Source organism: Paraburkholderia humisilvae (assembly GCF_902859855.1).
Taxonomy (GTDB): domain Bacteria; phylum Pseudomonadota; class Gammaproteobacteria; order Burkholderiales; family Burkholderiaceae; genus Paraburkholderia; species Paraburkholderia humisilvae.
Genome location: NZ_CADIKH010000023.1, coordinates 62654 through 86865, shown reverse-complemented (window position 1 = coordinate 86865; position 24212 = coordinate 62654). Strand labels below are relative to the sequence as shown.

Sequence of the window (24212 nt, the reverse complement as noted above, 5' to 3'; positions counted from 1 at the left end):
CGCCATCAGGAGAAAGACATGGCATTGGAAGAATACGTCGGCGCGATCGTCATGGAGGTCGACAGTCAGGAGATTGAAGTCATCTCTGTCTCGCCCGATGTTGACACCGGCACCAAACCGGTACCGACGATGAACCGCAAGGGGCGTATCAAGGGGTTCGCCCGGGGCATCCGCAAGTTCACGCTGAAAGTCACCGTGGTGATTCCGCTCGCGGGTGACCCCGTCGATTGGGAAAACCTCGAAGGCGCGAAGATCACGATTTTCCCTGTAACGCCTGGTGGCCAGCGTGTGACCTACCAGGACTGCGGCACGCAGACCGTCAGCGATCAGTACACCGCTGATAACGAGGCGCGCCGCGATCTGACCATGTTTGCAGCCGATAAGGTGACGGAATGAAGCTGACCGAAAAAGCATCGCTGCTGTACGGCGTCGAATATCCGGCGGATAGCGGACAGCGTCACTACGACTTCGAGATCCGCCTCGCGACGGTGGGAGACAACATCGACGTGTATGAGAGTCCCGAGATCATCGGCGGTGGCGTCTCCAACATGCGGGTGAATACGGCGATTCTCGCGACGTGTCTGCTGTCGCTCGGCACGATCCCGAAAGAATCGATCACGCCCGAGCTGCTGGCCACCGCAATGGTCGACTCCGACTATGACGTGCTGCAGAAGGCGCAGGACGATCTCAAAAAAAAGCTTCGGCGGCCGAGTCCAGCGGAATCCGCCGGGGCTTCCGGCTCGCAGTCGTCCTCCTTGGGCAGCACGGAATCTCAGAAGACCGAGTCCGTGCAATGAGCGACGCGGAGCTTGATGGATGGCTCGATGCCGTCTGCAAGCTTCGCGGAGTAAAGCGCTCCCAGGGAGCCGACGCCGCCACAACGATTAAAAGCCTGCGTCGTCGCCCACCCGTTAAACGCGCTCATAAAGGTTAAAACCAGTTCATGTCGCGCGATCTCGAAGTCGGCCTCACACTGCGGATGCGCGATCAGGCATCCGCGCCTACGCAACAGGCTGAGCGGAACGTTCAGCGCTCCGTGCGCCAGACGACGCAGACCTACACCGACGCCTCGCGCGTCGCTGTCACGACCAGCCGGATGCTATACGACGTCCGGATGTCGCAGTCCGCTCGCGCCGAGCAATCGGTGCAGCGTAACGTGCAGCAGACCGAGGCCGCATACGTACGCGCCGACAGGAACATTCTCACATCGTCGCAACGGCTCGCGAATGCGCGCCAGCAGCTCGACGTTCGCTCTGAGCAGACCGTGCGCCGCGAGATCGATCAAACGGTGGCGGCATACAACCGTTTGTATCGAGCCGGTTTTTCGTCGGCATCCGAACAGGCGCGCGCATTCAGTGCGCTGCGCAGCCGTGTCGCGGAACTTAATCGTGAGCTGCGTGGCACCGAGCAGGCGGAAAGCAGGCTTACGCGCAGCGGCCGGGGCATTAACGCCGCGTGGCGTGCCGGCGGCGCGATCGCGGGCGGCGTTGCCGGCGTCATGGTCGCAGCTCCAGCCGTTCGTGAAACCATGGCCTACGATCGCCGGCTAGCGATGATGGCTAACACGGCGTTCTCGGATCGGGACGTGGTCGGCCGTCGTCGTGGAATCGGCGAACTTAACGATGCGATTGTCGGAGCTGTCCGTCAAGGTGGCGGCACCCGTGAGCAGGCGGCTGACACCCTGGACAACCTGCTCGCGTCTGGAGCGGTCAGTGATAAATCCGCGATGAAGCTGCTGCCGACATTGCAGAAATTCTCGACGGCCACCGGCGCAGATCCAAACGAGCTGGGCAATATCGCTATCCGTGCGATGCAGAACTTCGGTATCAAGGAAGCGGACATTCCGCGCGCGCTCGATATGGCGCTCAAGGGCGGTCAGGCTGGTGGCTTCGAGCTGAAGGATATGTCGAAGTGGTTGCCGCAGCAGATGTCCCTTGCGAAGACCGCAGGCATGTCCGGTCTGACCGATTTCGGCAAACTGGTCGTCGCGAATCAGGCGTCGGTGATCACAGCCGGTACGAAAGATGAAGCGGGCAATAACCTCGTCAACCTGCTTGAAAAGCTCAACTCGGCCGACACGCAGGTGAAGGCAAAACACCTCGGCATCGATCTGACGGGCAGTCTCGCGTCGTCGCGCGCGCAGGGCGTGAACGCACTGGACGCGTTTGTCGGCATCGTCGAAAACGTGATGGCGAAGGACAAGAACTACCAGCGCACACGTGCCCAGCTCGCGAGTGCTCCGGAGGGTGAGCGTAAAGACATCCTGTCCAGCCAGGCGAATCTGCTGGAAGGTTCGGCGATCGGAAAGCTGATCCACGATCGGCAGGCGTTGGGTGCACTCGTCGCATACATGGGCCAGACAGATTACCGCAAGCAGGTATCGGCCCAGGTGTTCGATCCGCGATCGGCAGTGACCGGCAATTTCGATCTCATCTCGCAGACCCCCTCGTTTAAAGCCGATCAGCTGGAAAACGAACGTGTAATCGGTCGACAGAACGCGCTTGAAAATCTCGACAACTCGCTAGGCAACGCGGCGACCAACCTGACCAACTACGCACGGAAGTATCCCGGCATTTCCGCCGCGATCGAGGGCACCACGATCGGCCTGCAGACGCTTACAGCGACCCTTGGCGCTGCGGCCGCCGTCAGCATCCTGCGCGGTGGATTCGGCGGCGCTGCCGGCGCTGGCGCAGCCGGGTCTGCAGCAGCCGATGCGGCCGCTGCGACTGAAGCCGGAGCGCTCGGCTCGAACGCAGCCCGAGCGGCAACCTTTGGTTCACGCTTCGCCCGTAACGCGAAGCTGCTCGGTCGATTTGGTGTGCCGTTGCAGGTTGCTGCCGGCGGCATCGAAGCATTCTCCATCGCCAACAATGATGCGATGAGTCCCGATCAGAAGAAAGCCGGTTATGTAGGCGTTGCGGGTGGCGTTGTCGGTGGTCTCGCAGGCATGGCGGGCGGTGCCGCGGCCGGTGCTGCTGTTGGCTCCGTCGTTCCCGTCGCCGGCACGATCGTCGGCGCGGTCGGCGGTGCGATTGCCGGCTACTTCGGTCATGACTTCGGCGAGAAGATTGGCAAGCTCATCGGCGACGCAATCTTCGCGCAGAAGAAAGACGAGAAGCCACCCGTCGTAGAAGGACATTTCACGATCAATCTCGATGGCCAGCATCTGTACGACTTTGTCACGACGAGCGGCCAGAAGGCTGCACTGAGGCAATAAGATGGCATGGAAAGACACGCTCTTTGACGCCTCGTTCCGGGGCGTCAAGTTCGACGTGCAACGCACCGATGACACGCTGGAGCGTGACGTGGCGCGCTATTCGTATCCGCACGTCGACGGCGAAGACATTGAGGATCTCGGCGGCAAAACCGATGTGAACCTCACGGCCGTGTTCTTCGGTGATGACTATGAGAAGCGGCTTAAGAATTTTCTAGGCGCGCTCTCTCAGCGAGGCCCGGGCGAACTGATCCATCCCGTGTTTGGGAGCATGCCGAACATGCAGTTTCTCGGTGGCCATGTACCGCACGATGCCGAGAATGTGGATTACTGTACGGTCGAGATGCGCTTTGCGCCCTCGGTTCCGGGCAACCCGTTCTTCGTCGCGCAGCTCACCGTGCAGGTCGCCGACGCGACAGCGCAAGTGGCCGGCACCGCGCAAACTGCCGGTACCAGCATGTTTGGTACTGCCATGGGAGCGCTGAAGACAGCACAGGCCGGGTTGCGCCGTTTGAATGCGTTGCGCGACGTGTTGAGCGATACGCTTGGCCCGATCAAGAACCTTGTGACTGGCTTTCGTACGGCGACGGTCGACTATCTGAACTTTCCGGCCGCGTTTACATCCGATCTTGTCGGGCTGGTCGGTGGAATAACCGATTTCCGGTCATTTGATGCTGGCATGGTGATGGCAGACTGGAGCGATCTGACCGAGCAGATGGCGACGGTCGTTAAATTGCCTGCCGCTGCCTCGAGTGGCCAGAGTCTGTCCATTCCCGGTACGGCGACGACGGTGGCCACGACGACGGCGCAGGTTGATCCGGCGGCGCCATATTCACCGCCACGTCCTAGCACGGTGGCAGCGTCCGCGAGTGATGTGCAGCTCGTCACCGCAGTTGTAAAGGTCGTAGTGGCCACCGTTATGGCCGGTGTCGCGTCCGATGTTCTCGCTAACGAGTCGGATCAGCCGACTCTTACGCCCGATCAGATCGAACAGATCACCGACGACACGCGGGGCATGCTGCAGGACGCGATAGACGAAACACGTGCCGTGCTCGCGATCGACGATTCCAGGCCGGTTACAGAGCCGTTAAAAGACGTTGCGCTGTCCATTCAGCAGCTCGCCGTCAGTGTCATCGATGCGTTACCGCCGCTCATCAGCCGTACGGTTCCTGCACCGACAAATCTGACGCTGCTTGCATACCGTTGGTATGGCGACTACACGCGATCTGCCGAACTGCTGCGTCTGAACCCTTCTGTGCGCAACCCGAATTTCATCGAACGCGGAGAGGTGCTATATGGCTTCGCCCAGTAACGACGACGTGTCACTGTTGATCGGCGGCAAGGTGCACAGCCAGTGGACTGCGTATTCGATCGACTCGGATCTGCTGGTGCCGGCAGACGCGTGGGAAGTCAGGCTGGCCAAGCCGGCTGGCAAGATGCCCGCAAATATCGTCAAGGGCGCAGCGGTGGAAGTGAAAGTCGGTGGCGAAACGGTGCTTGTCGGCTACGTCGATCAGGTTCGTCGACGCACGGCCAAAAACGAAAAGTCATTGATGATCAGCGGGCGAGACTACGCCGCGATTCTTCGTGACTGTTCTGCGCCGATCTTTACCGCGAAACAGGTGACACTCGATGAAGTAATCGCGAACATCGTGAAGCCGCTGGGCATCAGGAAGGTTCGCGTCGATACGTCGCAAGCAATGCCGTCGTGGGACAAGGTTAGCGTTGACCCGGGCGATACAGCATGGGACGCGCTTGCGCACGCGGCCGAGGGCGAAGGTCTATGGCCGTGGTTCGATCCGGACGGCACGCTCGTGGTGGGTGGACCCGACTACAATGCGCCGCCCGTGGCCAGTCTCGTTCTGCGCGAGGACGGCACCGGTAATAACGTCGAGTGGTTCGACGAAGATGAGTCTATCGCGGAGCGCTATTCCGACGTGACGGTTCTTGGTCAGGCGCACGGCACGCATTTTGGAACCGGCAAGAACGCGTTAAAGATCACCGTTAAAGACCCGAGCGTTACGGTCTATCGTCCGAAGGTGCACGTCGATCACGACGCGCCGAACCTCGCGGCCGTCGAGGCGCGAGCACGCAAGATCATTTCCGACTCGGCACTTCAGGCGCATACGTTGCGCGCGTCCGTGCGTGGCCACCGCACAAGCGATGGTGTGCTTTGGAAGCCGGGCCAGCGGGTGCACGTGTTGTGGGAAGAGTATGGCATCGACGCGGTGTATTTCATGATGGCGCGTCGATTCGCCGGCGGCCGCCCGGGTGGCACGCGTACGACGTTGACGCTTAAGGAAGATGGTGTGTGGATTCTCGACGCGCACCCGCATACAGGACGCAAGCATCGCAAGAAAGCGGATGGCCCGCTCTCGATCATCACGACTGATTCCAGCGGTGGCACGACGGTGAGCAAATGATGAACGCAAAGGACGTAGACAACCGGATCACACGCATGCTCAACGGCGTGCGCCAGGCATTTCGTGGCGTGCTGGGCAGCGTCAGTAGCGACGGTCCGGTACAGATGTCGCAGGGCGAAGGATTGGCGGGCGAGAACCTGCCCGATCTCGAACTGTTCCAGCACTACGGCTACACGAGCAATCCGCCGGCCGGCACAATGAAAATTGTCGTACCGCTCGGCGGGAAGACAAGCCATGGGGTCATCGTTGCGACCGAGCACGGTTCGTATCGTTTGAAGTCTCTTCCTGCCGGAGCCGTTGCGCTATATACCGACGAAGGTGATTCGGTTGTTCTCAATCGCGGTCGCGTCATCGACATCACAACGAAGACGCTGAACATCAATGCTGAAGAGACGGTCAACATCGCCACGAAGACGCTGAATATCTCAGCCGGGACTGGAACGACCATCGACACACCGACCGCCACACTGACGCACGAACTGAGCGTCGCCGAACAAATCACGGGTAAAGGTGGCATGTCGATGTCCGGAGGCGACGGTGCACAGATCGACAACCTGAATGTATCGGGCAAAGCGAAGATCGGTGACATCGACTTCAACAATCATGGGCACCCGGAAACTGGTTCGACTACCCGCACGCCGGTCCAGTTATGAGCCACGCACTGACATCGATCATCTAAGCGGGCGAAGTGGAGCGACACGACAATCGCGCTATGGACGCACTTCTCGATCCGACGACTGGAGGTTACACGGGTACGAGCACAACAACGCTCGCTAATCCTGTGTACATACGCCTTAAAACGCCGCTTGGCTCGTGGTGGGCTGATCCGACCATTGGTTCACGTCTGCACGAACTGGAGCGCGAGAAGGACACGCCACGCGTACGTGGGCTTGCGATTCAGTATGCCGAGCAGGCACTGCAGCCGCTCATTGATGACAAGCGCGCGCAGAGCGTCACGGTTACCTCGGCAGATGGCCAGACGGGATGGCTGATTCTGCTGATTGAAGTCGTCGACGTGAGTGGCAACCCGCAGCACTTCAAACACCCCGTGAAGGTCTCCTGATGCCCGCAACAGCTTTGACGGCCGCAGAGGTTCGTGATGCCATCCTTCGCGACCGCAAGAACCTCGAACCCGAAGCCGATGTCGGGAGCGACTCTGACAACTACGTGCGCGCCAGTAGCGTGGGCAGCGCTGTCGAGGGTCTGTATCAGCATCAACTCTGGATCGCGAAGCAGATATTTCCGGACACTGCCGACACGGATTTCCTGATTCTTCACGCGCGGCTCCGAAGCATGGGTCTTAAGGCGGCCGTCGTGTCGGGTGGATCAGTGCTGGTCACGGGCGCGGTCAACGCGCCCGTGACCAGCGGCCTCGCTGCAAAGTATCAGGACGGCACCGCGTACGTAACCACTGGTGGTGGCGTAATAGATGGCACCGGCCAGCTCGTCGTACCGGCGCAAGCCATCGTCGCGGGCGTTGCCGGAAACCGTGAGGAAGGCGATGTATTGACCTTGACAGTGCCGCCCTTGAACGTCAATGCAAACGTTACTGTCGTGGCTATGGAGGGCGGCACGGAAATCGAGACACCAGAAAGCCTGCTGGCTCGCCTGTTGCAGCGTATTCGCCGGCCGCCAGCAGGCGGCAACAAGTACGATTACTGGCAATGGGCAATGGAAGTGGCTGGCGTCGCCGCTGCGTATGTCTATCCGCTGCGTCGCGGCCTCGGCACTGTCGATGTTGTCATTGCCGCGAGCGCAGGTCTGCCGTCCGATGATGTGGTCAAGGCAACTCAGGCGCACATTGATGATCAGCGGCCGGTGACCGCGAAAGGTTCGCTTGTGATCAAGCCGACGACAAAGACATATGACGTTGTCGCGGCCGTCAAGCTCGACGGCGTTGAACTGGCGACCGCGCAGGCCGCCGTAGATGAGGCGATGGCCGCTTACGATGCAGCACTCTCGCCAGGCGACACCGCGATCCTTACGCGTATCGGTGCGGTGATAAGCGACACTCCAGGCATCGCCGACTATATGTTGACTGAGCCCGCTGGCAATGTCGTTCCGGTAGTCGATGCCACTGCGGTCGAATGGTGCCGGCTTGGCAGTGTTACGTTGACGGTGATGGCATGACGGCGCACGCGGAGCTTCTAGGCCGGCTGCTACCACCACTCTCCTACGATCCGAAGGCACCGGGTCTCGCGGCTGATCTGAGGGCAGAGGGCAACGCGCTCGACCGTGCTTTAGCGGATGCCGACGTTATCGCGAACGGTGTGGTGCCGTCTTTTCTTGCGGCCCAGTTCCTCCCCGATTGGGAGCGTGTCTGCGGTCTGGTTCCGGCAGCGGATGCGACGATCCAGCAGCGCATGTCCGCCGTGATCGCGAAGATCAACGAAATAGGTGGTCTGTCGATCGCCTACTTCAAGCAGCTCGCAGCAAGCCTTGGGTACACCATCGAGATCGTTGAGCCTCAACCGTTTCGCGTTGACTCAAGCCGCGTCGGCGACACGCTTTATATCGAAGACATCATTTTCGTCTGGCAGGTCGTGGTCGAAGGTGCACCGAATCTCTCGTATTACTTCCGTGTAGGACAAAGCGCAGTTGGCGAGCGGCTGCTGTCCTTTTCCGATCCAGTGCTGGAACAGGTGTTCAACGATCTGAAGCCGGCGCACACCTTCGTCTTCTTTTCCTATCAGGGGTAACCAACGATGCAGCGAATCAACACACCTGACGGGCAATTTCACGCGGGCGATCCTTCGTCGGGCGCACTCGGTACGATCGTCACGCGTGACTTCATGCAGTCCGTGCAGGAAGAACTGGCAGCAGTGCCTGAGGCGGCGGGTATGACACTCGACGCAGCAGGAGCAAATCAGCCTGACAACAGACAGGTGTTGAAGGCCATCCGTCGCCTGATTCAATCTCCGGTCGTGCTCGCTGACACTGGCGCAGCAAATGCCTACTCGGCGGTGAATGTCCCGGCTCTTACGGCAGAGACATGGGCAGATGGGTTTGCGCAACAGGTACAGATAGGGCACGCGAACACTGGCCCATCGACTTACGCGCCCGATGGTCTACCCACGCTCCCAATCTACGGCATGGCATTACAGCCTTTGCAAGGTGGCGAACTGAGGGCCGGAGGTACCGCGATCCTGGTCAGGATGACTATCCCGGGAGTAAATGACGGTGATCCGTTCTGCGTCTTGTTGGACTGCTATGGGGGCGCAAGGCAAGTTGCGACCGCGACCGAGGGATGGCATGCGGTGCAGTTCGGGCAAGTGTCGGGTGTCGTTGGTGAGGCGCGCAACCTCAAATGCGTTAACGACATAAGCGGCACGAGTCTGACCTATACAGCGGACGAAATTGTTGTCGAAAGCGCGCTCGGTGGCTTGCGTTATTGCCTGTCCAACTTCAATGCCACGGTCGCCAGTGGAACGACTGGTCTGGGTGGGTTGGATACCGGAACGGAACTCGCACCGAATAGCTATTACGCCATCTATGCCGCGCTTAAGGACGACGGTTCGAAGGGGGCTTTTGCTCAACTTGAGCCGGCCAACGGCGCGACGTCGGTGTACACGGGCGTGAGTCCGCCCGGGAATGTCGTTGCGACAGCACTCATCAGCGTGTGGAAAACGAACGGAAGCGCGCAGTTTCAGAGCGGGTTCCAGCGCGGTCGAAAGATCCGCTTTTCGCAACTAGCTGCATTGACATCGACCGTGCCTCGTACTGCCTGGACGCCTCTATCCATCGCCGGTATCGTTCCAAAGTGCGCTGTTGGTATCAGCGGATGGATCGGGTACCTCACAACTGGGCTAGTAGCAACGATGAATCTGTTCGTTGCTGCGGATGCCAACGGCAATGCGTATCGGCAGTGTTCGGATTCTAATTCGACCGGTGGATCAAGTTCATTCGAGTTGGAACTCATCGCGTCTCAGGTGCTTTACTACCAAGCCTTCATTGCCGGGGGCGGAACCTATAGCGCAATCGATATAAATATTTCTGGGTACGAAATTTAAGGAAGATGCCTATGTCGACGCTGTATGTGCAGTTCTCGGATGCGACGCAATCAACCATCTGCTCGGTGTTCTCTTGCTCGCAGGACACAACCGAATTCCCGAATCAGGGTGAGATCGATACATCTGACGCGCGCTGGAAGACGTACTGCGACACGATGCCGGCGCAGGTTCGGACATTCCTGCCCACCCCCACGTCAGGTTAGAACCGGTCACGGCCATACGATGGCAACGTCGTTGGCGCGTTACCTCGCGGAATTAGCGTAAAAGGACGCGGCGACGCGCATGGTGTTGTAGCACCACGTGCGTCCCGTACCCGCAGAGCAAGCTGCGAATCCGGCAAGGCCACGTCACCCCTGCAGAGGCGCACGAAGGCTATCACGCCGGCATCGTTTAGCCAACAAATGCATACAGCCTTACCGATCATTCCATGGCTGGGCGGCAAGCGCCGTCTCGCCGACAAAATCATCCCGCTGTTTCCGGCGCACGAATGCTATATCGAGCCTTTCTGTGGTGGTGCGGCGCTGTACTTCCTGCGACCGATGCCCGCAGCAGTTGAAGTTATCAATGACGTCAACGGCGAGCTGGTGAACCTGTACCGCGTTGTCCAGAATCACCTCGAAGAGTTCGTGCGGCAGTTCAAATGGGCGATATCGAGTCGACAGGTGTTCAAGTGGCATCAGAAGACAGTGCCCGAGACGCTCACGGATATTCAGCGTGCTGCCCGGTTCTACTATCTGCAACAGCACGCATTCGGTGGGAAGGTGGACGGACAGACGTTCGGCACAGCTACGACCGCGCCGGCCGTGAACCTGCTGCGGATCGAAGAGAGTCTCTCGGCCGCGCACCTTCGGTTGGCGGGAGCGCACATCGAAAACCTGCCATGGGACGTTTGCATTGAGCGATATGATCGCGCGCACTCATTCTTCTACTGCGACCCCCCGTACTGGCAGACCGAGGGCTATGGTGTCCCGTTTCCATTCAGCGAGTACGAGCGCATGGCATCGCTGATGCGTTCCATGAAGGGCAAGGCAATGGTCAGCATTAACGACCACCCGGATATCCGCCAAGCATTCGACGGCTTTGCGATGCTGGGCGTCGACATCAAGTATGCAGTCAACAACACCAACGGTGGGCCACAGACCAGCCGTGAGCTTGTGATTACCAACTGGGAGCTGGGAACGCAGACCAGCGGCCTGTTTTAGTGTCAAAGGGAGCGCGAAGGAATCCGTGAAGACGACCTGCAATTACTGCGATCGGCCGGCGACGCTCCTTTGTGACTTCCAGTTGGGTTGGCCTATCGGGGGCTACTCGCGTGCGCCGGACGGCACTGAGTACGCCGTACGGGCGTTGAAGGCCCCCTACACGTGCGATATGCCCATTTGCCGCGAGCACGCCGAGCTTCGGGGCACCGTCCACATTAGGGCGAGGAAACCGTTGGGTGGGTTTGACACGTATGACTACTGCCCAGAGCATCGCGGGCAACAGTTAGGTTTGGCAGAGCCGATGGAGGTTGCCGAGGCGGACCGACTGCGTCGTGCGGTTCAGGCTCTCGGTCGGCGACGAGTGATGCGGGAACGCGGCTCGGTTCCGTTGCCGCCTGGACAGGGCGAGCTCTTTTAACTCAGTGACAATCAGGCCGCGAAATCTAGCGGTATCGGGGTGTCAAAACGGACGCAAAGTGATGCCAAATCGCGCGCGACGCTACATCGCTGTGGTCAACTCAGAGTGGGACTTGCACCCACAAGGGTGCGTCCATGCTGGGCGCACCAAGAAAAAAGGACTTACGGCGTTCACCGTAAGTCCTTGATTTCTTTGGTCGGGGCGAGAGGATTTGAACCTCCGACCACCTGCACCCCATGCAGGTACGCTACCAGGCTGCGCTACGCCCCGAAAGCTGGCAAGTATAACAGACACTATGCCCGCTGAGCACTTCTGCGCGTCGCATTGGCATCGACGTTCGCGTTAACATCGCGTCGCACGTCAATGTCCGAGCAGATCGATCACGTGCAGCAATTCCTTGCGCAACTGATCGACATCGACGGATACCATCGACTGCGTGACCACCGGCGTGGCGGGTTCTTCCTGTTCCTCCGCTTCGCGCTGTGCGCCACCGTGCGTATCGAGTCGATTGCGCGCGCCGTTGATCGTAAAGCCCTGCTCGTACAACAACTCGCGAATCCGGCGAATCAGCAGCACCTCGTGATGCTGGTAGTACCGCCGATTGCCACGACGCTTCACCGGCCGCAACTGCGTGAACTCCTGCTCCCAATAACGCAGCACATGCGGCTTCACGCCGCATAGTTCGCTCACTTCGCCAATGGTGAAGTAGCGCTTCGCCGGAATCGGAGGCAAGACGACTTTTTCGATCGTCGCTGTCATCGTCAGTTAGCCGTCGTGGTGGGTTGCGCGAAAACGTGCGCGTATCGATCTACTATCGATCTACTATCGATCTACTACCGATCAGATATCGATCAGCGCGCGAGGCTCGCCTCGGCGCCGTTCTCGACAAGCGCCTTCAGCTTTTGACTTGCATGAAACGTCACGACACGGCGCGCGGCGATCGGAATCGCCTCGCCTGTCTTCGGATTGCGCCCGGGACGCTGCGGCTTGTCGCGCAACTGAAAGTTGCCGAAGCCGGATAGCTTCACACTGTCGCCGCTCTCCAGCGCGTCACGGATCACTTCGAAAAACGCCTCGACCATGTCCTTCGCTTCGCGCTTGTTGAGTCCAACATTGTCGAACAGCAACTCGGCAAGTTCGGCCTTCGTCAGCGTCGGCATTTCGCCCGGCGCGCCGGCGGATGATGTCGGAATATCGCGAATCATGGCGCTACGTTGCGCCGTAAGAAGGGCTTCGAAATCACTCGAGTTCATTTCATTCATATCTATCAAATGGCGCGCAAACTGAAACGGAGAATGCGGGAACAACCGAAACCAACCCGCCCTGCGGGTTATCCGCGCAACCGTGCGCCATATGCTCGAGCCAGACGATCCAGCAGGGTCTGAATGGCCAGATCGACCGTTTCATCCTGAAGGGTCCCACCAGTATCTTGCAAGGTCACACGGAACGCAAGGCTTTTCTCGTGGGCTGCCAGCCCACCGGAAGTATTTGATTTTGGACGAAATTCATCGAAAAGTGCAACCCTCTGAACGGTCTTGCACGCGTCGACCGAAAACGCGTTTTGCATCTCGTCGAGGAGTGCCTGAGCGTCGATTTTCTGGTCGACAACGACCGCGATATCACGCCGCACCGGCGGGAATTTCGACACCTCGGTCGGACTCGGCAATTCGCGCCGCATCAAGGCTTCCGCTTCGATTTCGAACAGAATCGGCGCGTGCGGCAGGTCGTACTTCTGCATCCAGCGCGGATGCAGTTCGCCGATCCAGCCGACCGCGCGGCCATCGAGCTCGATACGCGCGCTGCGGCCCGGGTGCAGCGCCGGGTGTTCCGTCTTCACGAAGCGCGCGGCGGATGCGAGCGCCGGCGTCAACAGCGCTTCGACATCGCCCTTCACATCGAAGAAATCGACCGCGCGCGTCGGCGCGCCCCACTGTTCCTCGCGCACCGGACCGTACGCGAGCGCGCCCAGCATCTTCGGCTGCGCGAAACCCTCGACCGTCATCTCGCCCGCGACGATCGACGGGTCGTGCAGGAACACACGACCCGCTTCGAACACGCGGATGCGGTCCGCGCGCCGGTTCAGGTTATGCCGCAGCACATTGATCAGGCTGCCGAACAGCGACGTGCGCATCACCGACAGCTGGCTTGCAATCGGATTCAGCAGGCGCACCGGGTTGCGGTTACCGGCGAAGTCCTGTTCCCATTCGGCGTCGACGAAACTGAAGTTGACCGTTTCCGCGTAATCGCGCGCGGCTAGCGCGTGACGCAGCGCATGGATCGAACGGCGCGTTTCGTGGGTTGCGCGCATTTCGCTTTTCGCGACCGGCGGACGCGCCGGAATTTTTTCGAAGCCGTAGATGCGCGCGACTTCCTCGATCAGGTCCTCTTCGATTTCGAGGTCGAATCGGTACGGCGGCGGCGTGACTGCGAACGTGTCGCCTTCGCGATCGTAGTCGAGGCCAAGACGCGTGAAGATGTCCGCGATCTGATCGGCGCCGATCGCAATGCCAATGATGCGCTGCGCACGCACGACGCGCATCCTGACCGGCGCGCGCTTCGGCACGTTGACGATCTGATCGTCGACCGGGCCCGCTTGCCCGCCGCAGATGTCGAGGATCAGCTGGGTGATTCGTTCGATATGCTCGACGGTCGTCGAGTAGTCGACGCCACGTTCGAAACGATGTCCGGCGTCGGTCGAGAAGTTGTACCGGCGCGAGCGGCCGCGGATGCTGTCCGGCCACCAGAACGCCGCTTCGAGATAAATGTTCGTGGTATCGAGCGTGACTGCGGTGCTGTCGCCGCCCATGATGCCGGCCAGGCTTTCGATGTGACGATCGTCAGCGATAACGCCGACCGTTTCGTCGACCTCGACGGTATTGCCATTCAGCAGCTTGAGCGTCTCGCCGCGCTTGCCCCAGCGCACGTCCATCGAACCATGGATCTTGTCCAGATCGAACACGTGAGACGGACGGCCGAGCTCGAGCATCACGTAGTTCGAGATATCGACGAGCGCCGAAATGCTGCGCTGGCCCGAACGCTCGAGACGCTCGACCATCCAGTGCGGCGACTTCGCGCGCGCGTTCACGCCGCGAATCACACGGCCGGAGAAACGGCCGCACAGGTCGGGGGCCGAAATCTTCACCGGTAGCGTTTCGTTCAGCGCGACCGGCGCCGGCTTGATATCGACCGGTTTGAGCGGCGCGCCGGTAATCGCGGCCGTCTCCCGCGCGATACCGAACACCGACAGACAGTCCGCCTTGTTCGGCGTCAGCTTGACTTCGAAAATCGTATCGTCGAGCTTCAGGGTGTCGCGAATATCCTGACCGATCGGCGTGTCTTCAGGCAGAACCAGCAGACCGCTGTGGTCTTCCGAAAGCTTCAGCTCGCGTGCCGAGCACAACATGCCCTGGCTCTCGACGCCACGCAGCTTCGACAGCCTGATCTCGAACGGCGCGCCGCCCGCTTCGGCGGGCGGCAGTTGCGCGCCGACCAGCGCAACCGGGACCTTGATGCCCGGCGCAACATTCGGTGCGCCGCAGACGATGTTCAGCGTCGCGCCGGTGCCGGCATCGACCTGGCAGACGTTGAGCTTGTCGGCGTCCGGGTGCTTGACCACTTCGAGCACGCGGCCGACGACGATCTTCGACGTCGGCGGTGCGACCGGCCGCAGATCTTCGACTTCAAGACCGGACATCGTCAGCGCATGCGACAGCTGCTCGGTCGTCAGTTGCGGATCGACGAAGGTTCTGAGCCAGGATTCCGGAAATTGCATGGTTCTCTACGTTCTAAACGGGTTGAGTCACGTCCGGCCAGCACGGGCTGCTGCATCGCTACGCCCGCGCCGCGCCAAAAACACAGCTTGCGGCGCCTGCGATGTCAGGCGAACTGCCGCAGAAAGCGCAAGTCGCCTTCGAAGAACAGACGCAGATCCTGCACACCATAGCGCAGCATCGTCAGACGCTCGAGGCCGCTGCCGAATGCGAAGCCAATGTAGCGCTCCGGATCGAGGCCCATGTTGCCGACCACCGTCGGGTGAACCTGGCCCGAGCCGGAAATCTCAAGCCATCGGCCCGCGTTCTTGCCGTGCTCGAACATCATGTCGATCTCGGCCGACGGCTCCGTAAACGGGAAGTACGACGGGCGGAAACGTACCTGAATATCGTCGCGCTCGAAGAACTTCTTGAGAAAATCGGTGTAGACGCCCTTCAGGTCCGCGAAGCTGATGTTCTCTTCGATCCACAGGCCTTCGACCTGGTTGAACATCGGCGAGTGGGTCGCGTCGCTGTCGACGCGATACGTACGGCCCGGCACGATCACTTTGATAGGTGGCGTGTGCGTGCGCGCGTAACGGACCTGCATCGGGCTCGTATGCGTGCGCAGAAGCAGTGGACGGCCGCCGGCATCCTGGCCGTCGACGTAGAACGTGTCTTGCATCGAACGCGCCGGATGATTTTCCGGGCTGTTCAGCGCGGTGAAGTTGTACCAGTCGGTTTCGATCTCGGGGCCGTCGGCGACGTCAAAGCCGATCGAGCCGAAAATCTGCTCGACGCGCTCCCAGGTCTGCATGACCGGGTGCAGGCTACCCGCGCCCTGACCGCGGCCGGGCAACGTCACGTCAATCGCTTCAGCGGCCAGACGCTGGTTCAGAAGCGCGTCCGCGAGCGCCTGGCGGCGCGCGGTGAGTGCCGCTTCCACTTGCTGCTTGGCGACGTTGATGCGCGCACCTTCGGTCTTGCGCGTGTCGGGATCGAGCTTGCCAAGCCCCTTGAGCAGTTCGGTCAGCGCGCCCGACTTGCCGAGAAAACGCGCCTTCTCGTTTTCGAGCGTGGTGACATCGGTGGCGTGTTCGAAGGCGCTTTGCGCGTCGGTGACGATTTGGTCCAGGTCCATTGATCCCATCTTCTCAACGTCAGTGTTCAATTGAAGCAAATCCGGCTCGACCAACAAAAAAGGGGCTCGGTGAGGAGCCCCGTTTTTGTTGCAGCGTCACCGGGATGTCCGGGTATTCGCTGCAACGAACCTTGCAGTTACCGGGCGTCCTGCTTCTGACGCCGGTGGTGCGCCGAGGCGCACCAGCCACGATCAGGCTGCAACGGCGGCTTTCACCTGCTGAACGATTGCCGCAAAAGCAGCCTTGTCGAACACAGCCATGTCAGCCAGCACCTTGCGGTCGAGTTCGATCGACGCCTTCTTCAGGCCGTTGATGAACACGCTGTACGTCATGTCATGCTGACGCACCGCCGCGTTGATACGCGTGATCCACAATGCGCGGAACACACGCTTCTTGTTGCGGCGATCGCGGTACGCGTACTGGCCTGCACGCATCACCGCCTGCTTGGCGATGCGGTAGACGTTATTGCGACGGCCGCGGTAACCCTTGGCCAGCTTGATGATCTTCTTGTGACGGGCCCGTGCGGTAACCCCACGTTTGACTCGAGGCATGTTTCGCTCCTGTGAGTATCGGTTAAGGGGTTACGCGAACGGCAGCATTGCGCGCACGGAGGCCATGTTGCTCTCATGGACCGACGTGGAACCGCGCAGTTGACGCTTGTTCTTCGTGCTCTTCTTGGTCAGGATGTGGCGCTTGAAGGCTTGACCGCGCTTGACGGTCCCGCCCGGACGCACCTTGAAGCGCTTTGCAGCACTCTTCTTGGTCTTCAACTTAGGCATGACGAACAACTCCATTATTTGATGGATATGGGTGTGCGGTTGGCCTTGACGGCCCTTCACCCGCCCTTTGAAACCCAGTCCACTTGGTATGCAGACGGCCGACGCTATTACGATACGGCCGCTGCTTTTCAGACAAAACGCCCGCTGTACTGCAAGGTGCGGGCGCCGTTCCGAAACTTTGCCGGGCTTCGCCGCTTTCTTTCCGACGAAGCACCGTTCGATTCCTACACGTGCTGCTCAACCTCAAACCGACTCTAAACCTGCGAGAGCTACCTGCGAGCGCCCATCCCGGCGATCACAGCGCGCATCAAACGACGCGCAAGCTTACTTCTTCTTCTTCGGCGCCAGCACCATGATCATCTGGCGCCCTTCCATCTTCGGCATCTGCTCAACCTGGCCGACTTCGTCGAGGTCGGTGCGCAGACGCTCGAGCATGCGCATACCGATTTCCTGGTGAGCCATTTCGCGGCCACGGAAACGCAACGTGATTTTCGTCTTGTCGCCGTCTTCGAGGAAGCGAACGAGATTGCGCAGCTTGACGTTGTAGTCGCCATCATCGGTACCCGGGCGGAATTTCACTTCCTTCACCTGGATAACCTTTTGTTTCAGCTTGGCCTCGTGCTGCTTCTTCGCTTCCTGGTACTTGAACTTGCCGTAATCCATCAGCCGGCAAACCGGCGGGACCGCCTGCGGGGCAATTTCGACCAGATCTACGTCCTGCTGCTCCGACATACGGAACGCATCAGCAAGTTTTACGATACCCAGCGGTTCGTTGTTGACTCCGACCAGACGCACCTCGGGTGCAGTAATTTCACCGTTGATGCGATGCGACGACTTATCAGTAGCGATGTTACGTTTCCTCTAAAAATTGAAAAAAACGAGCCGCGCTGCCAAGTGGGTTACTGGAACGACTGCACTTCCTGACGCAGACGCTCACTGAACGCATCGACGGGCATTACGCCCAGATCGACGCCGCCACGGGCACGCACGGCTACCGTTTGAGCATCACGCTCTTTGTCGCCGACGACCAGCAAGTACGGGACCTTTTGAAGCGTGTGCTCGCGTATTTTATAGCTTATTTTCTCGTTGCGCAAATCGGCTTCCACTCTAACCCCTTGTTTTTGCAACGAATGAGCCAGATTTTTCGCATATTCGGCCTGGCCTTCTGCGATATTCATGACCACGACCTGCAAAGGCGCAAGCCAACCGGGCATTGCACCAGCATGGTGCTCGATCAGGATTCCGAGGAAGCGCTCCATTGATCCGACGATTGCCCGGTGCAGCATGATCGGCCGCCGGCGGCTATTGTCTTCGGCGACGAACTCGGCGCCCAGCCGTTCCGGCAGCACCATATCGAGTTGCAGCGTGCCGCACTGCCACGACCGGCCGAGTGCGTCCTTGATGTGGTACTCGACCTTCGGACCATAAAACGCGCCCTCGCCCGGCAGTTCTTCCCATTGCACGTTGCACGCGCGCAGCGCTTCGCGCAGCCCTTCCTCCGCGCGGTCCCACGTTTCGTCCGTGCCGGCCCGCGCGTCCGGGCGCAGCGACAGCTTGATGTCGACCTGTTCGAAGCCGAAATCTTTATACACGCTCATCGCCAGCGTGTTGAACGCGATCGACTCGCTGATGAACTGGTCTTCCGTGCAGAAAATATGCGCATCATCCTGGACGAAGCCGCGCACGCGCATCAATCCGTGCAACGCACCCGATGCCTCGTTCCGATGGCACGAGCCAAACTCCGCGAAACGCAGCGGCAAATCGCGGTATGAACGCAGCCCATGATTGAACACTTGCACATGCCCAGGACAGTTCATCGGCTTGATCGCGTAGTCGCGCTTTTCCGATTCCGTCGTGAACATGTTTTCGCGGTAGTTCTGCCAGTGGCCCGACGCTTCCCATAGCGAGCGGTCCATGATCATCGGCGTCTTGATCTCGAGGTAGCCGGCCTCGTTCACGCGGCGGCGCATGTACTGTTCGACCTGCTGCCACAGCGTCCAGCCGCGCGGATGCCAGAACACCATACCCGGCGACTCGTCCTGCATATGGAACAGATCGAGCTGCTTGCCGAGCTTGCGGTGGTCGCGCTTTTCCGCCTCCTCGAGCATGTGCAGATACGCGTCCTGGTCTTCCTTCTTCGTCCAGGCCGTGCCGTAAATACGCTGCAACTGCTCGTTCTTCGCATCGCCGCGCCAGTACGCACCCGCGAGCTTCATCAGCTTGAAGACCTTCAGCTTGCCCGTCGACGGCACGTGCGGGCCGCGGCACAGGTCCGTAAAGCCGCCGTGCGAATACAGCTTGATCTCTTCGTTGGCCGGAATCGATTCGATGATCTCAGCCTTGTATTTCTCGCCGATGCTCTTGAAGTACTCGACCGCCTCGTCGCGCGACACCACACGGCGCGACACCGGCTCATCCTTCTTGGCGAGCTCCTGCATGCGCTTTTCGATTTTCTCGAGATCTTCGGGCGTAAACGGGCGGCTGTACGCGAAGTCGTAGTAGAAGCCGTTGTCGATCACCGGACCGATCGTTACTTGCGCCTCGGGGAACAGGTCTTTGACCGCGTACGCAAGCAGATGCGCCGTCGAATGACGAATGATGTCGAGGCCGTCCGCGTCTTTTTCCGTCACGATGGCCAGCGACGCATCGTGATCGATCAGTGCGGACGTATCGACGAGCTCGCCGTCGAGTTTGCCACCGAGCGCCGCTTTTGCGAGACCCGGGCCGATTGACGCCGCGACTTCGGCGACCGTCACGGGGTGATCGTACTGTCGAACAGAACCATCGGGCAGACGTATCGAAACCATTGTTTTCTCCGTGATGCCGACCGGCCGGCGGCAGCTCCAACCACTCGTTTAAAAAACGACTGCGACAAAAATCAAAGGCAAAAAAAATGCGGCCCCGCTATCGAGGGGCCGCATTCACTTTTCAGCAAATCGCAAGGGCGATAAAGGCGAACAGGGTCCTCGACTAGCGTCGCTCCGAAGTCGTGTCCGTCAACGTTCGCGGTGTCATAACCATGCTCGCCATCCTGGCGGGTGCCATGTTCGCCATAGTGACGCGAACCTTGTTCGCATCTCTTGCGCTTTTGAAACGCCGACGCGATGCACCGACGTTTCGATTTTCGTTGGTAGGCTCGATTGGACTCGAACCAACGACCCCCACCATGTCAAGGTGGTGCTCTAACCAGCTGAGCTACGAGCCTGAAGAAACGAGATTATATGGAGCACTCAGAGTGTTGGCAAGTATTTTTATGCGCCGACATTAAAAACGCCGGTCATTTTTGCGTGCCCTGAAACGCCCTTCGAGTGCCCGCCAAATGGCCGCCCAAGTCGCGCTCACAAGCGTGTCCGCTCAACCCTTACGCGTCGCCCGCACGACGCCCGTCACTTCGCCGAGCAGTGTGCACGCACGCTGAATCTGCGACGCGCTCGACACCTCGACGGTGAACAGCATGTAAGCCTCGTTGCGCCGCGATTGCGTCTTGACGCCGATCACGTTCATCTTCTCGCGCGCGAAGACTTCGGAGATATCGCGCAGCAAGCCCTGCCGATCGGTCGCCTCGATCGCGAGATCAACCGGATACACCGACTGACCGCGTCCACTCATCACGTCCGCGGACCACGTGGTCTGCAGCACGCGTTCCGGCGCGCGCGCCGCCATGCGCAGGAAGGTCGGACAATCGCTGCGATGGACGGACAGGCCCTTGCCCCGCGTGACAAAACCGGCAATGTCGTCGGGCGGCGCCGGCCGGCAACAACGTGCAAGCTGGGTCAGCAAGGCATCGACGCCGACGACCAGCACGCCCGTCGACGCACCGTGAGCGACGCTCGCGCCACTGCTGCGCTTTTCGAACTGCTCGGGCGCCTCGACTTCCGGCTCGGCCGGCGGTGCGTCGCTCAACGCCTGCTCGATCAGGCGCAGACTGAACTCCTCCTTGCCGACCACCGCATACAGATCTTCGGGCGCCTTGAAGCCGAGCTTCGCGGCAAGCTGATCGAGATTGACCGAGCTCTTGCCTTCGCGCTGCAACGTCTTTTCCACCAGCGCGCGGCCGTTCGCGATGTTCTCCGCGGAGTCGATCGCATTGAACCACGCACGCACTTTCTGCCGCGCGCGAGGGCTGCGCAGATAGCCCAGTTGCGGATTGAGCCAGTCGCGCGACGGCCCGCCCTCCTTCACCGTGACGATCTCGACCGTCTGCCCGTTCTGCAACGCCGTGTTGAGTGGCACCATCGCGCCGTCGACGCGCGCGCCGCGGCAGCGATGCCCAAGCTCGCTGTGCAGGTGATACGCAAAATCGAGCGGCGTTGAACCTTGTGGCAACGGAATCACACGCGCCTGCGGCGTGAGCGTGTAGATGTGATCGTCGTTAAGCGTCGCGTCGCGCAGATACCGCCACGGCTGATGAGACGGATCGGCTTCGTCGCGCACCGCGCCGCCGTGATCCGGCCAACCGCCATCGCGCTCAGGTTGGTCTTCGCGCTGGCCGCTCGCGTCGCCTTGCTCGCGCTCGGACACCTCTTCCTTCCACGCCAGCAGTTGACGCAGCCATGCGATCTTCTCGTCGTACGATCCGCTCGCGCTGAACTGCCCGCCGTAGCCGCGCGTGCCCGCTTCCTTGTAGCGCCAGTGCGCGGCCACGCCATATTCGGCGAACCGATGCATCTCCTGCGTGCGAATCTGCACTTCGAACGCGCGGCCGTCGTCGCCGATCACGACCGTATGCAGCGACTTGTAGCCATTCGGCTTGGGTCGCGAGATATAGTCGTCGAACTCCCTCGGCACCGGCTGCCACAAGTTGTGCACGATACCCAGCACGGTGTAGCAATCCTTGATGTCCGACACGATCACGCGAAATGCGCGCACATCATAGAGCTCGGAAAAGTCGAGATCCTTGCCGCGCATCTTGCGCCAGATGCTGTAGATGTGTTTCGGCCGTCCGCTTACCTCGGCGCGAATCTGCGCGGCCGCCAGCTCCCGCTGCAGTCGCGCGATCGCTTCGGCGATATAGGTCTCGCGTTCGACCCGTTTTTCATCGAGCAGCTTCGCGATGCGTTTGTAGGTGGCCGGCTCCTCGAAGCGGAACGCGAGATCTTCGAGCTCCCACTTCAACTGCCAGATGCCGAGCCGGTTCGCGAGTGGCGCGTAGACGTCGAGTGTTTCGCGCGCGACCTCCGGCGACGGCGCCAGCTTCGCCGCCGCGTAGTAGCGCAACGACTGCAGACGCGACGCCAACCGGATCAGCACGACGCGAATATCCTGGGCGAACGCGAGCAGCATCTTGCGCAACGCTTCGACCTGCGCACGGCGGGCCGCCTGCGCGTCGCGTCCGCCCGTCTCGGGCAGCGCGCTTTGCGCAGCGGCGCGCAGACTGACCGTGCCGAGTCGCAGCAGCTTGCGCACATCGCTCACCAGCTGCGCGACTTCGTCGCCGAACTTCTCGGCGATCACTTTCTCCGGGTCTTCGAGATACGGCGTCAAATTGAACAACGCTGCCGCCAGCACCGCCGGCGGATCGACGTTAAGCGTGCGCATGATCGACGCGGTGCCCGCCGCATGTTCGGCGAGCGACTCCCCCGACGACAGCCGCGCCTCGCCTGCACGCTCGCGCACGAAGGCAAGCGCATCGTCGAACGATGGCAAGGAAGCGGGAGCGGTCGTCGAGGTCTCGGTATTCATGATGCAACGGCCCACGGCATGCATACCGCGGGCGAGCGGGCGGTCAGGCAATGACTACAACAACACAGCAACGGCGGTGCAACGGGCGAGCATCAGTTGCGCTGCGCGGCGACCACGACGATTTCAACGAGGCATTTCGGGTTCGCGAGCTTCGCTTCGACCGTCGCGCGCGGCGGCGTCGCGCCCTGCGCGACCCACTCGTCCCACACGGCGTTCATGCCGCCGAATTGAGCCATATCGGCGATAAAAATCTGCACTGACAACAAATGCGATTTGTCGCTGTTCGCCTCGGCAAGCAGACGGTCGACGTGACCCAGCACTTCACGCGTCTGGCCACCGATATCCTGATTGGTGTCCTCGGCGATCTGCCCAGCCAGGTACACGGTGCCGTTGTGCACGGCGATTTCCGAAAGACGCTTGCCGACGTGGTGACGAATGACTGCCATGAGAGTCCCTGATGGTTGAATGGTTGAGCTGGCCGGCAACGTGGGCACGGCCCGCGCCGGCGCGACCCTCTATTATGACGCGTCGACGGACTCGCCGATGAAGAAGCGCCGCGCGAGCGCGATCTGATCGGCCGCGAGAAACGCCGGCGCATGCCCGACGCCATCGATCTCGACGCTCGATACGTTGTGCCCCCGCTCAACCATCTGCTTGACCGTGTCGCGCGACAGCAGATCCGATTGCGCGCCGCGCACCACGAGCACCGGCCCCTCGATTGCCGCGAACGATTTCCACAATGCCGCTTCGCCGAGTGCGGACATTTCGGGCGTCACCGCGGTAAACGGCTGCGCGATACGCGGGTCGTAGCGGAATTGCCATGCACCGTCGCGCTCATGCAGCAGCGGCGTGTTGATCTCGCGCCATTCGTCGGGTGTCAGCGGTCCGAACGATTCCGCCAGCAGCGCCGCGTGCTCGATACCCTGCTGCAACGTGTCGAAGCGCGCCGGCTTGCCGAGATAGGCGCCGATCCGTTTCAGCGCGTCCGGTTCGATATGCGGGCCGACATCGTTGATCAGCATCCTGTGCACCGGCGAGCCCTTCAGACCCGCGAGCGCCATGCCGATCAGGCCACCCATCGAGGTGCCGAACCAGTCGACGGTCTCCACTTGGAGACGCGCGATCAGCGTCACCATGTCCGCGACGTACTGCGGCACGCCGTAGAAGTTCGGATTGTCGAGCCATGACGACAACCCGCGCCCAACCACATCGGGGCACACGACACGATGTGTCGTCGCCATCGCGGCGGCAAAACGGTCGAAGTCGCGACCGCTGCGCGTGAGGCCATGCACGCAGACGATTACGCGCGGATTGTGCGGGTCGCCCCACTCCGTGTACGCGAGCCGATGCAGGCCGGCGGGGCTCAGGCACTGCACGTAGCGCTGTCGCGGCATGCTCTGGCTGGAAGCGGTGTTGAGGTCGGTGCGGGTGACGGATGCGGACACGTCGGTCATCGTGATTCCCTCCTGGACGGACGAAACGAAGTGAAGACTGGTGCGGATAGGCCATAGATAGCGCAAGACCTTCGCGCAGTCACAATCCAGCTGATTGTATCCGCTTCATTTTTGCTGGCACGGCGACACGCGACGGCGA

The 24212-nt window shown here is 60.7% G+C and carries 23 protein-coding genes and 2 tRNA genes; 12 read left to right on the top strand and 13 right to left on the bottom strand.

The window, feature by feature from the left end; genetic code table 11:
* Positions 1-18 precede the first annotated feature (18 nt).
* The 12 genes from HV796_RS23450 (at position 19) to HV796_RS23395 (ending at position 10849) form a co-directional block, all read left to right on the top strand.
* A complete protein-coding gene (locus HV796_RS23450) occupies positions 19-396 on the top strand; it encodes a phage tail protein (protein ID WP_175228900.1) in 378 nt (125 codons plus the stop codon).
* Positions 393-797 carry a hypothetical protein gene (locus HV796_RS23445; protein WP_175228899.1) on the top strand — a complete coding sequence of 135 codons (405 nt, stop codon included), beginning with the start codon at positions 393-395 and terminating at the stop codon, positions 795-797. The genes HV796_RS23450 and HV796_RS23445 overlap by 4 nt, the downstream gene beginning before the upstream one ends.
* A gap of 146 nt (positions 798-943) precedes the next feature.
* Complete coding sequence (locus HV796_RS23440) at positions 944-3217, top strand: phage tail tape measure protein (RefSeq protein WP_175228898.1); 2274 nt, start codon at positions 944-946, stop codon at positions 3215-3217.
* A gap of 1 nt (position 3218) precedes the next feature.
* Entirely contained in the window at positions 3219-4526 is a 1308-nt protein-coding gene (locus tag HV796_RS23435; protein WP_175228897.1) for a DNA circularization protein, read from the top strand.
* A complete protein-coding gene (locus HV796_RS23430) occupies positions 4510-5637 on the top strand; it encodes a phage baseplate assembly protein (RefSeq protein ID WP_175228896.1) in 1128 nt (375 codons plus the stop codon). The genes HV796_RS23435 and HV796_RS23430 overlap by 17 nt, the downstream gene beginning before the upstream one ends.
* A 35-nt stretch (positions 5638-5672) precedes the next feature.
* Positions 5673-6290: a phage baseplate assembly protein V gene (locus tag HV796_RS23425; RefSeq protein ID WP_246355997.1), complete on the top strand. Its 618-nt coding sequence runs from the start codon at positions 5673-5675 to the stop codon at positions 6288-6290.
* 59 nt (positions 6291-6349) lie between these two features.
* Positions 6350-6700: a phage GP46 family protein gene (locus HV796_RS23420; protein ID WP_175228894.1), complete on the top strand. Its 351-nt coding sequence runs from the start codon at positions 6350-6352 to the stop codon at positions 6698-6700.
* Positions 6700-7767 (top strand): baseplate J/gp47 family protein, encoded by a 1068-nt coding sequence (locus tag HV796_RS23415; RefSeq protein WP_175228893.1) that lies wholly within the window; start codon positions 6700-6702, stop codon positions 7765-7767. Before HV796_RS23420 ends, HV796_RS23415 begins: the two co-directional genes overlap by 1 nt.
* On the top strand, positions 7764-8336 hold the full coding sequence (locus HV796_RS23410) for a YmfQ family protein (RefSeq protein ID WP_175228892.1): 573 nt from the start codon (positions 7764-7766) through the stop codon (positions 8334-8336). The genes HV796_RS23415 and HV796_RS23410 overlap by 4 nt, the downstream gene beginning before the upstream one ends.
* 6 nt (positions 8337-8342) lie before the next feature.
* Positions 8343-9647: a hypothetical protein gene (locus HV796_RS23405; RefSeq protein ID WP_175228891.1), complete on the top strand. Its 1305-nt coding sequence runs from the start codon at positions 8343-8345 to the stop codon at positions 9645-9647.
* Positions 9648-9658: 11 nt separating this feature from the next.
* Positions 9659-9850: a hypothetical protein gene (locus tag HV796_RS23400; RefSeq protein ID WP_175228890.1), complete on the top strand. Its 192-nt coding sequence runs from the start codon at positions 9659-9661 to the stop codon at positions 9848-9850.
* A 198-nt stretch (positions 9851-10048) separates the two neighbouring features.
* Positions 10049-10849: a DNA adenine methylase gene (locus tag HV796_RS23395; RefSeq protein ID WP_175228889.1), complete on the top strand. Its 801-nt coding sequence runs from the start codon at positions 10049-10051 to the stop codon at positions 10847-10849.
* A 611-nt stretch (positions 10850-11460) separates the two neighbouring features.
* Here the strand turns inward: HV796_RS23395 and HV796_RS23390 are convergent.
* The 13 genes from HV796_RS23390 to HV796_RS23330 all read right to left on the bottom strand — a co-directional run bounded on the left by HV796_RS23390 (position 11461) and on the right by HV796_RS23330 (position 24073).
* Positions 11461-11537: transfer RNA gene (locus tag HV796_RS23390), tRNA-Pro, on the bottom strand.
* Between the two features lie 90 nt (positions 11538-11627).
* Positions 11628-12026 (bottom strand): MerR family transcriptional regulator, encoded by a 399-nt coding sequence (locus HV796_RS23385; RefSeq protein ID WP_175228888.1) that lies wholly within the window; start codon positions 12024-12026, stop codon positions 11628-11630.
* 92 nt (positions 12027-12118) lie between these two features.
* On the bottom strand, positions 12119-12529 hold the full coding sequence (locus tag HV796_RS23380) for an integration host factor subunit alpha (protein ID WP_175228887.1): 411 nt from the start codon (positions 12527-12529) through the stop codon (positions 12119-12121).
* Positions 12530-12597: 68 nt separating this feature from the next.
* Positions 12598-15039: a phenylalanine--tRNA ligase subunit beta gene (gene pheT, locus HV796_RS23375; protein WP_175228886.1), complete on the bottom strand. Its 2442-nt coding sequence runs from the start codon at positions 15037-15039 to the stop codon at positions 12598-12600.
* 104 nt (positions 15040-15143) lie between these two features.
* Positions 15144-16157, bottom strand: coding sequence for a phenylalanine--tRNA ligase subunit alpha (gene pheS / locus HV796_RS23370; protein WP_175228885.1), 1014 nt, complete (start codon positions 16155-16157; stop codon positions 15144-15146).
* A 192-nt stretch (positions 16158-16349) separates the two neighbouring features.
* On the bottom strand, positions 16350-16709 hold the full coding sequence (gene rplT / locus HV796_RS23365; protein WP_006052502.1) for a 50S ribosomal protein L20: 360 nt from the start codon (positions 16707-16709) through the stop codon (positions 16350-16352).
* 30 nt (positions 16710-16739) lie between these two features.
* Positions 16740-16937 (bottom strand): 50S ribosomal protein L35, encoded by a 198-nt coding sequence (gene rpmI, locus HV796_RS23360; protein ID WP_175228884.1) that lies wholly within the window; start codon positions 16935-16937, stop codon positions 16740-16742.
* A gap of 324 nt (positions 16938-17261) precedes the next feature.
* Positions 17262-17786: a translation initiation factor IF-3 gene (gene infC / locus HV796_RS23355; RefSeq protein ID WP_134196353.1), complete on the bottom strand. Its 525-nt coding sequence runs from the start codon at positions 17784-17786 to the stop codon at positions 17262-17264.
* Positions 17787-17836: 50 nt separating this feature from the next.
* Complete coding sequence (gene thrS / locus HV796_RS23350; protein ID WP_175228883.1) at positions 17837-19744, bottom strand: threonine--tRNA ligase; 1908 nt, start codon at positions 19742-19744, stop codon at positions 17837-17839.
* 321 nt (positions 19745-20065) lie between these two features.
* Positions 20066-20142: transfer RNA gene (locus HV796_RS23345), tRNA-Val, on the bottom strand.
* A 149-nt stretch (positions 20143-20291) separates the two neighbouring features.
* Positions 20292-22619, bottom strand: a complete 2328-nt coding sequence (locus tag HV796_RS23340) for a RelA/SpoT family protein (protein ID WP_175228882.1) — start codon at positions 22617-22619, stop codon at positions 20292-20294.
* A 92-nt stretch (positions 22620-22711) separates the two neighbouring features.
* Positions 22712-23065: a RidA family protein gene (locus HV796_RS23335; RefSeq protein WP_175228881.1), complete on the bottom strand. Its 354-nt coding sequence runs from the start codon at positions 23063-23065 to the stop codon at positions 22712-22714.
* Positions 23066-23137: 72 nt separating this feature from the next.
* Positions 23138-24073, bottom strand: a complete 936-nt coding sequence (locus HV796_RS23330) for an alpha/beta fold hydrolase (protein WP_175228880.1) — start codon at positions 24071-24073, stop codon at positions 23138-23140.
* Positions 24074-24212: the final 139 nt, after the last annotated feature.

Bases quoted from the DNA above. Each gene is read 5' to 3' on its own strand.
- HV796_RS23450 (WP_175228900.1), top strand. From the start codon at position 19: ATGGCATTGGAAGAATACGTCGGCGCGATCGTCATGGAGGTCGACAGT.
- HV796_RS23445 (WP_175228899.1), top strand. From the start codon at position 393: ATGAAGCTGACCGAAAAAGCATCGCTGCTGTACGGCGTCGAATATCCG.
- HV796_RS23440 (WP_175228898.1), top strand. From the start codon at position 944: ATGTCGCGCGATCTCGAAGTCGGCCTCACACTGCGGATGCGCGATCAG.
- HV796_RS23435 (WP_175228897.1), top strand. From the start codon at position 3,219: ATGGCATGGAAAGACACGCTCTTTGACGCCTCGTTCCGGGGCGTCAAG.
- HV796_RS23430 (WP_175228896.1), top strand. From the start codon at position 4,510: ATGGCTTCGCCCAGTAACGACGACGTGTCACTGTTGATCGGCGGCAAG.
- HV796_RS23425 (WP_246355997.1), top strand. From the start codon at position 5,673: ATGCTCAACGGCGTGCGCCAGGCATTTCGTGGCGTGCTGGGCAGCGTC.
- HV796_RS23420 (WP_175228894.1), top strand. From the start codon at position 6,350: ATGGACGCACTTCTCGATCCGACGACTGGAGGTTACACGGGTACGAGC.
- HV796_RS23415 (WP_175228893.1), top strand. From the start codon at position 6,700: ATGCCCGCAACAGCTTTGACGGCCGCAGAGGTTCGTGATGCCATCCTT.
- HV796_RS23410 (WP_175228892.1), top strand. From the start codon at position 7,764: ATGACGGCGCACGCGGAGCTTCTAGGCCGGCTGCTACCACCACTCTCC.
- HV796_RS23405 (WP_175228891.1), top strand. From the start codon at position 8,343: ATGCAGCGAATCAACACACCTGACGGGCAATTTCACGCGGGCGATCCT.
- HV796_RS23400 (WP_175228890.1), top strand. From the start codon at position 9,659: ATGTCGACGCTGTATGTGCAGTTCTCGGATGCGACGCAATCAACCATC.
- HV796_RS23395 (WP_175228889.1), top strand. From the start codon at position 10,049: ATGCATACAGCCTTACCGATCATTCCATGGCTGGGCGGCAAGCGCCGT.
- HV796_RS23385 (WP_175228888.1), bottom strand. From the start codon at position 12,026: ATGACAGCGACGATCGAAAAAGTCGTCTTGCCTCCGATTCCGGCGAAG.
- HV796_RS23380 (WP_175228887.1), bottom strand. From the start codon at position 12,529: ATGAATGAAATGAACTCGAGTGATTTCGAAGCCCTTCTTACGGCGCAA.
- pheT (WP_175228886.1), bottom strand. From the start codon at position 15,039: ATGCAATTTCCGGAATCCTGGCTCAGAACCTTCGTCGATCCGCAACTG.
- pheS (WP_175228885.1), bottom strand. From the start codon at position 16,157: ATGGACCTGGACCAAATCGTCACCGACGCGCAAAGCGCCTTCGAACAC.
- rplT (WP_006052502.1), bottom strand. From the start codon at position 16,709: ATGCCTCGAGTCAAACGTGGGGTTACCGCACGGGCCCGTCACAAGAAG.
- rpmI (WP_175228884.1), bottom strand. From the start codon at position 16,937: ATGCCTAAGTTGAAGACCAAGAAGAGTGCTGCAAAGCGCTTCAAGGTG.
- thrS (WP_175228883.1), bottom strand. From the start codon at position 19,744: ATGGTTTCGATACGTCTGCCCGATGGTTCTGTTCGACAGTACGATCAC.
- HV796_RS23340 (WP_175228882.1), bottom strand. From the start codon at position 22,619: ATGAATACCGAGACCTCGACGACCGCTCCCGCTTCCTTGCCATCGTTC.
- HV796_RS23335 (WP_175228881.1), bottom strand. From the start codon at position 23,065: ATGGCAGTCATTCGTCACCACGTCGGCAAGCGTCTTTCGGAAATCGCC.
- HV796_RS23330 (WP_175228880.1), bottom strand. From the start codon at position 24,073: ATGACCGACGTGTCCGCATCCGTCACCCGCACCGACCTCAACACCGCT.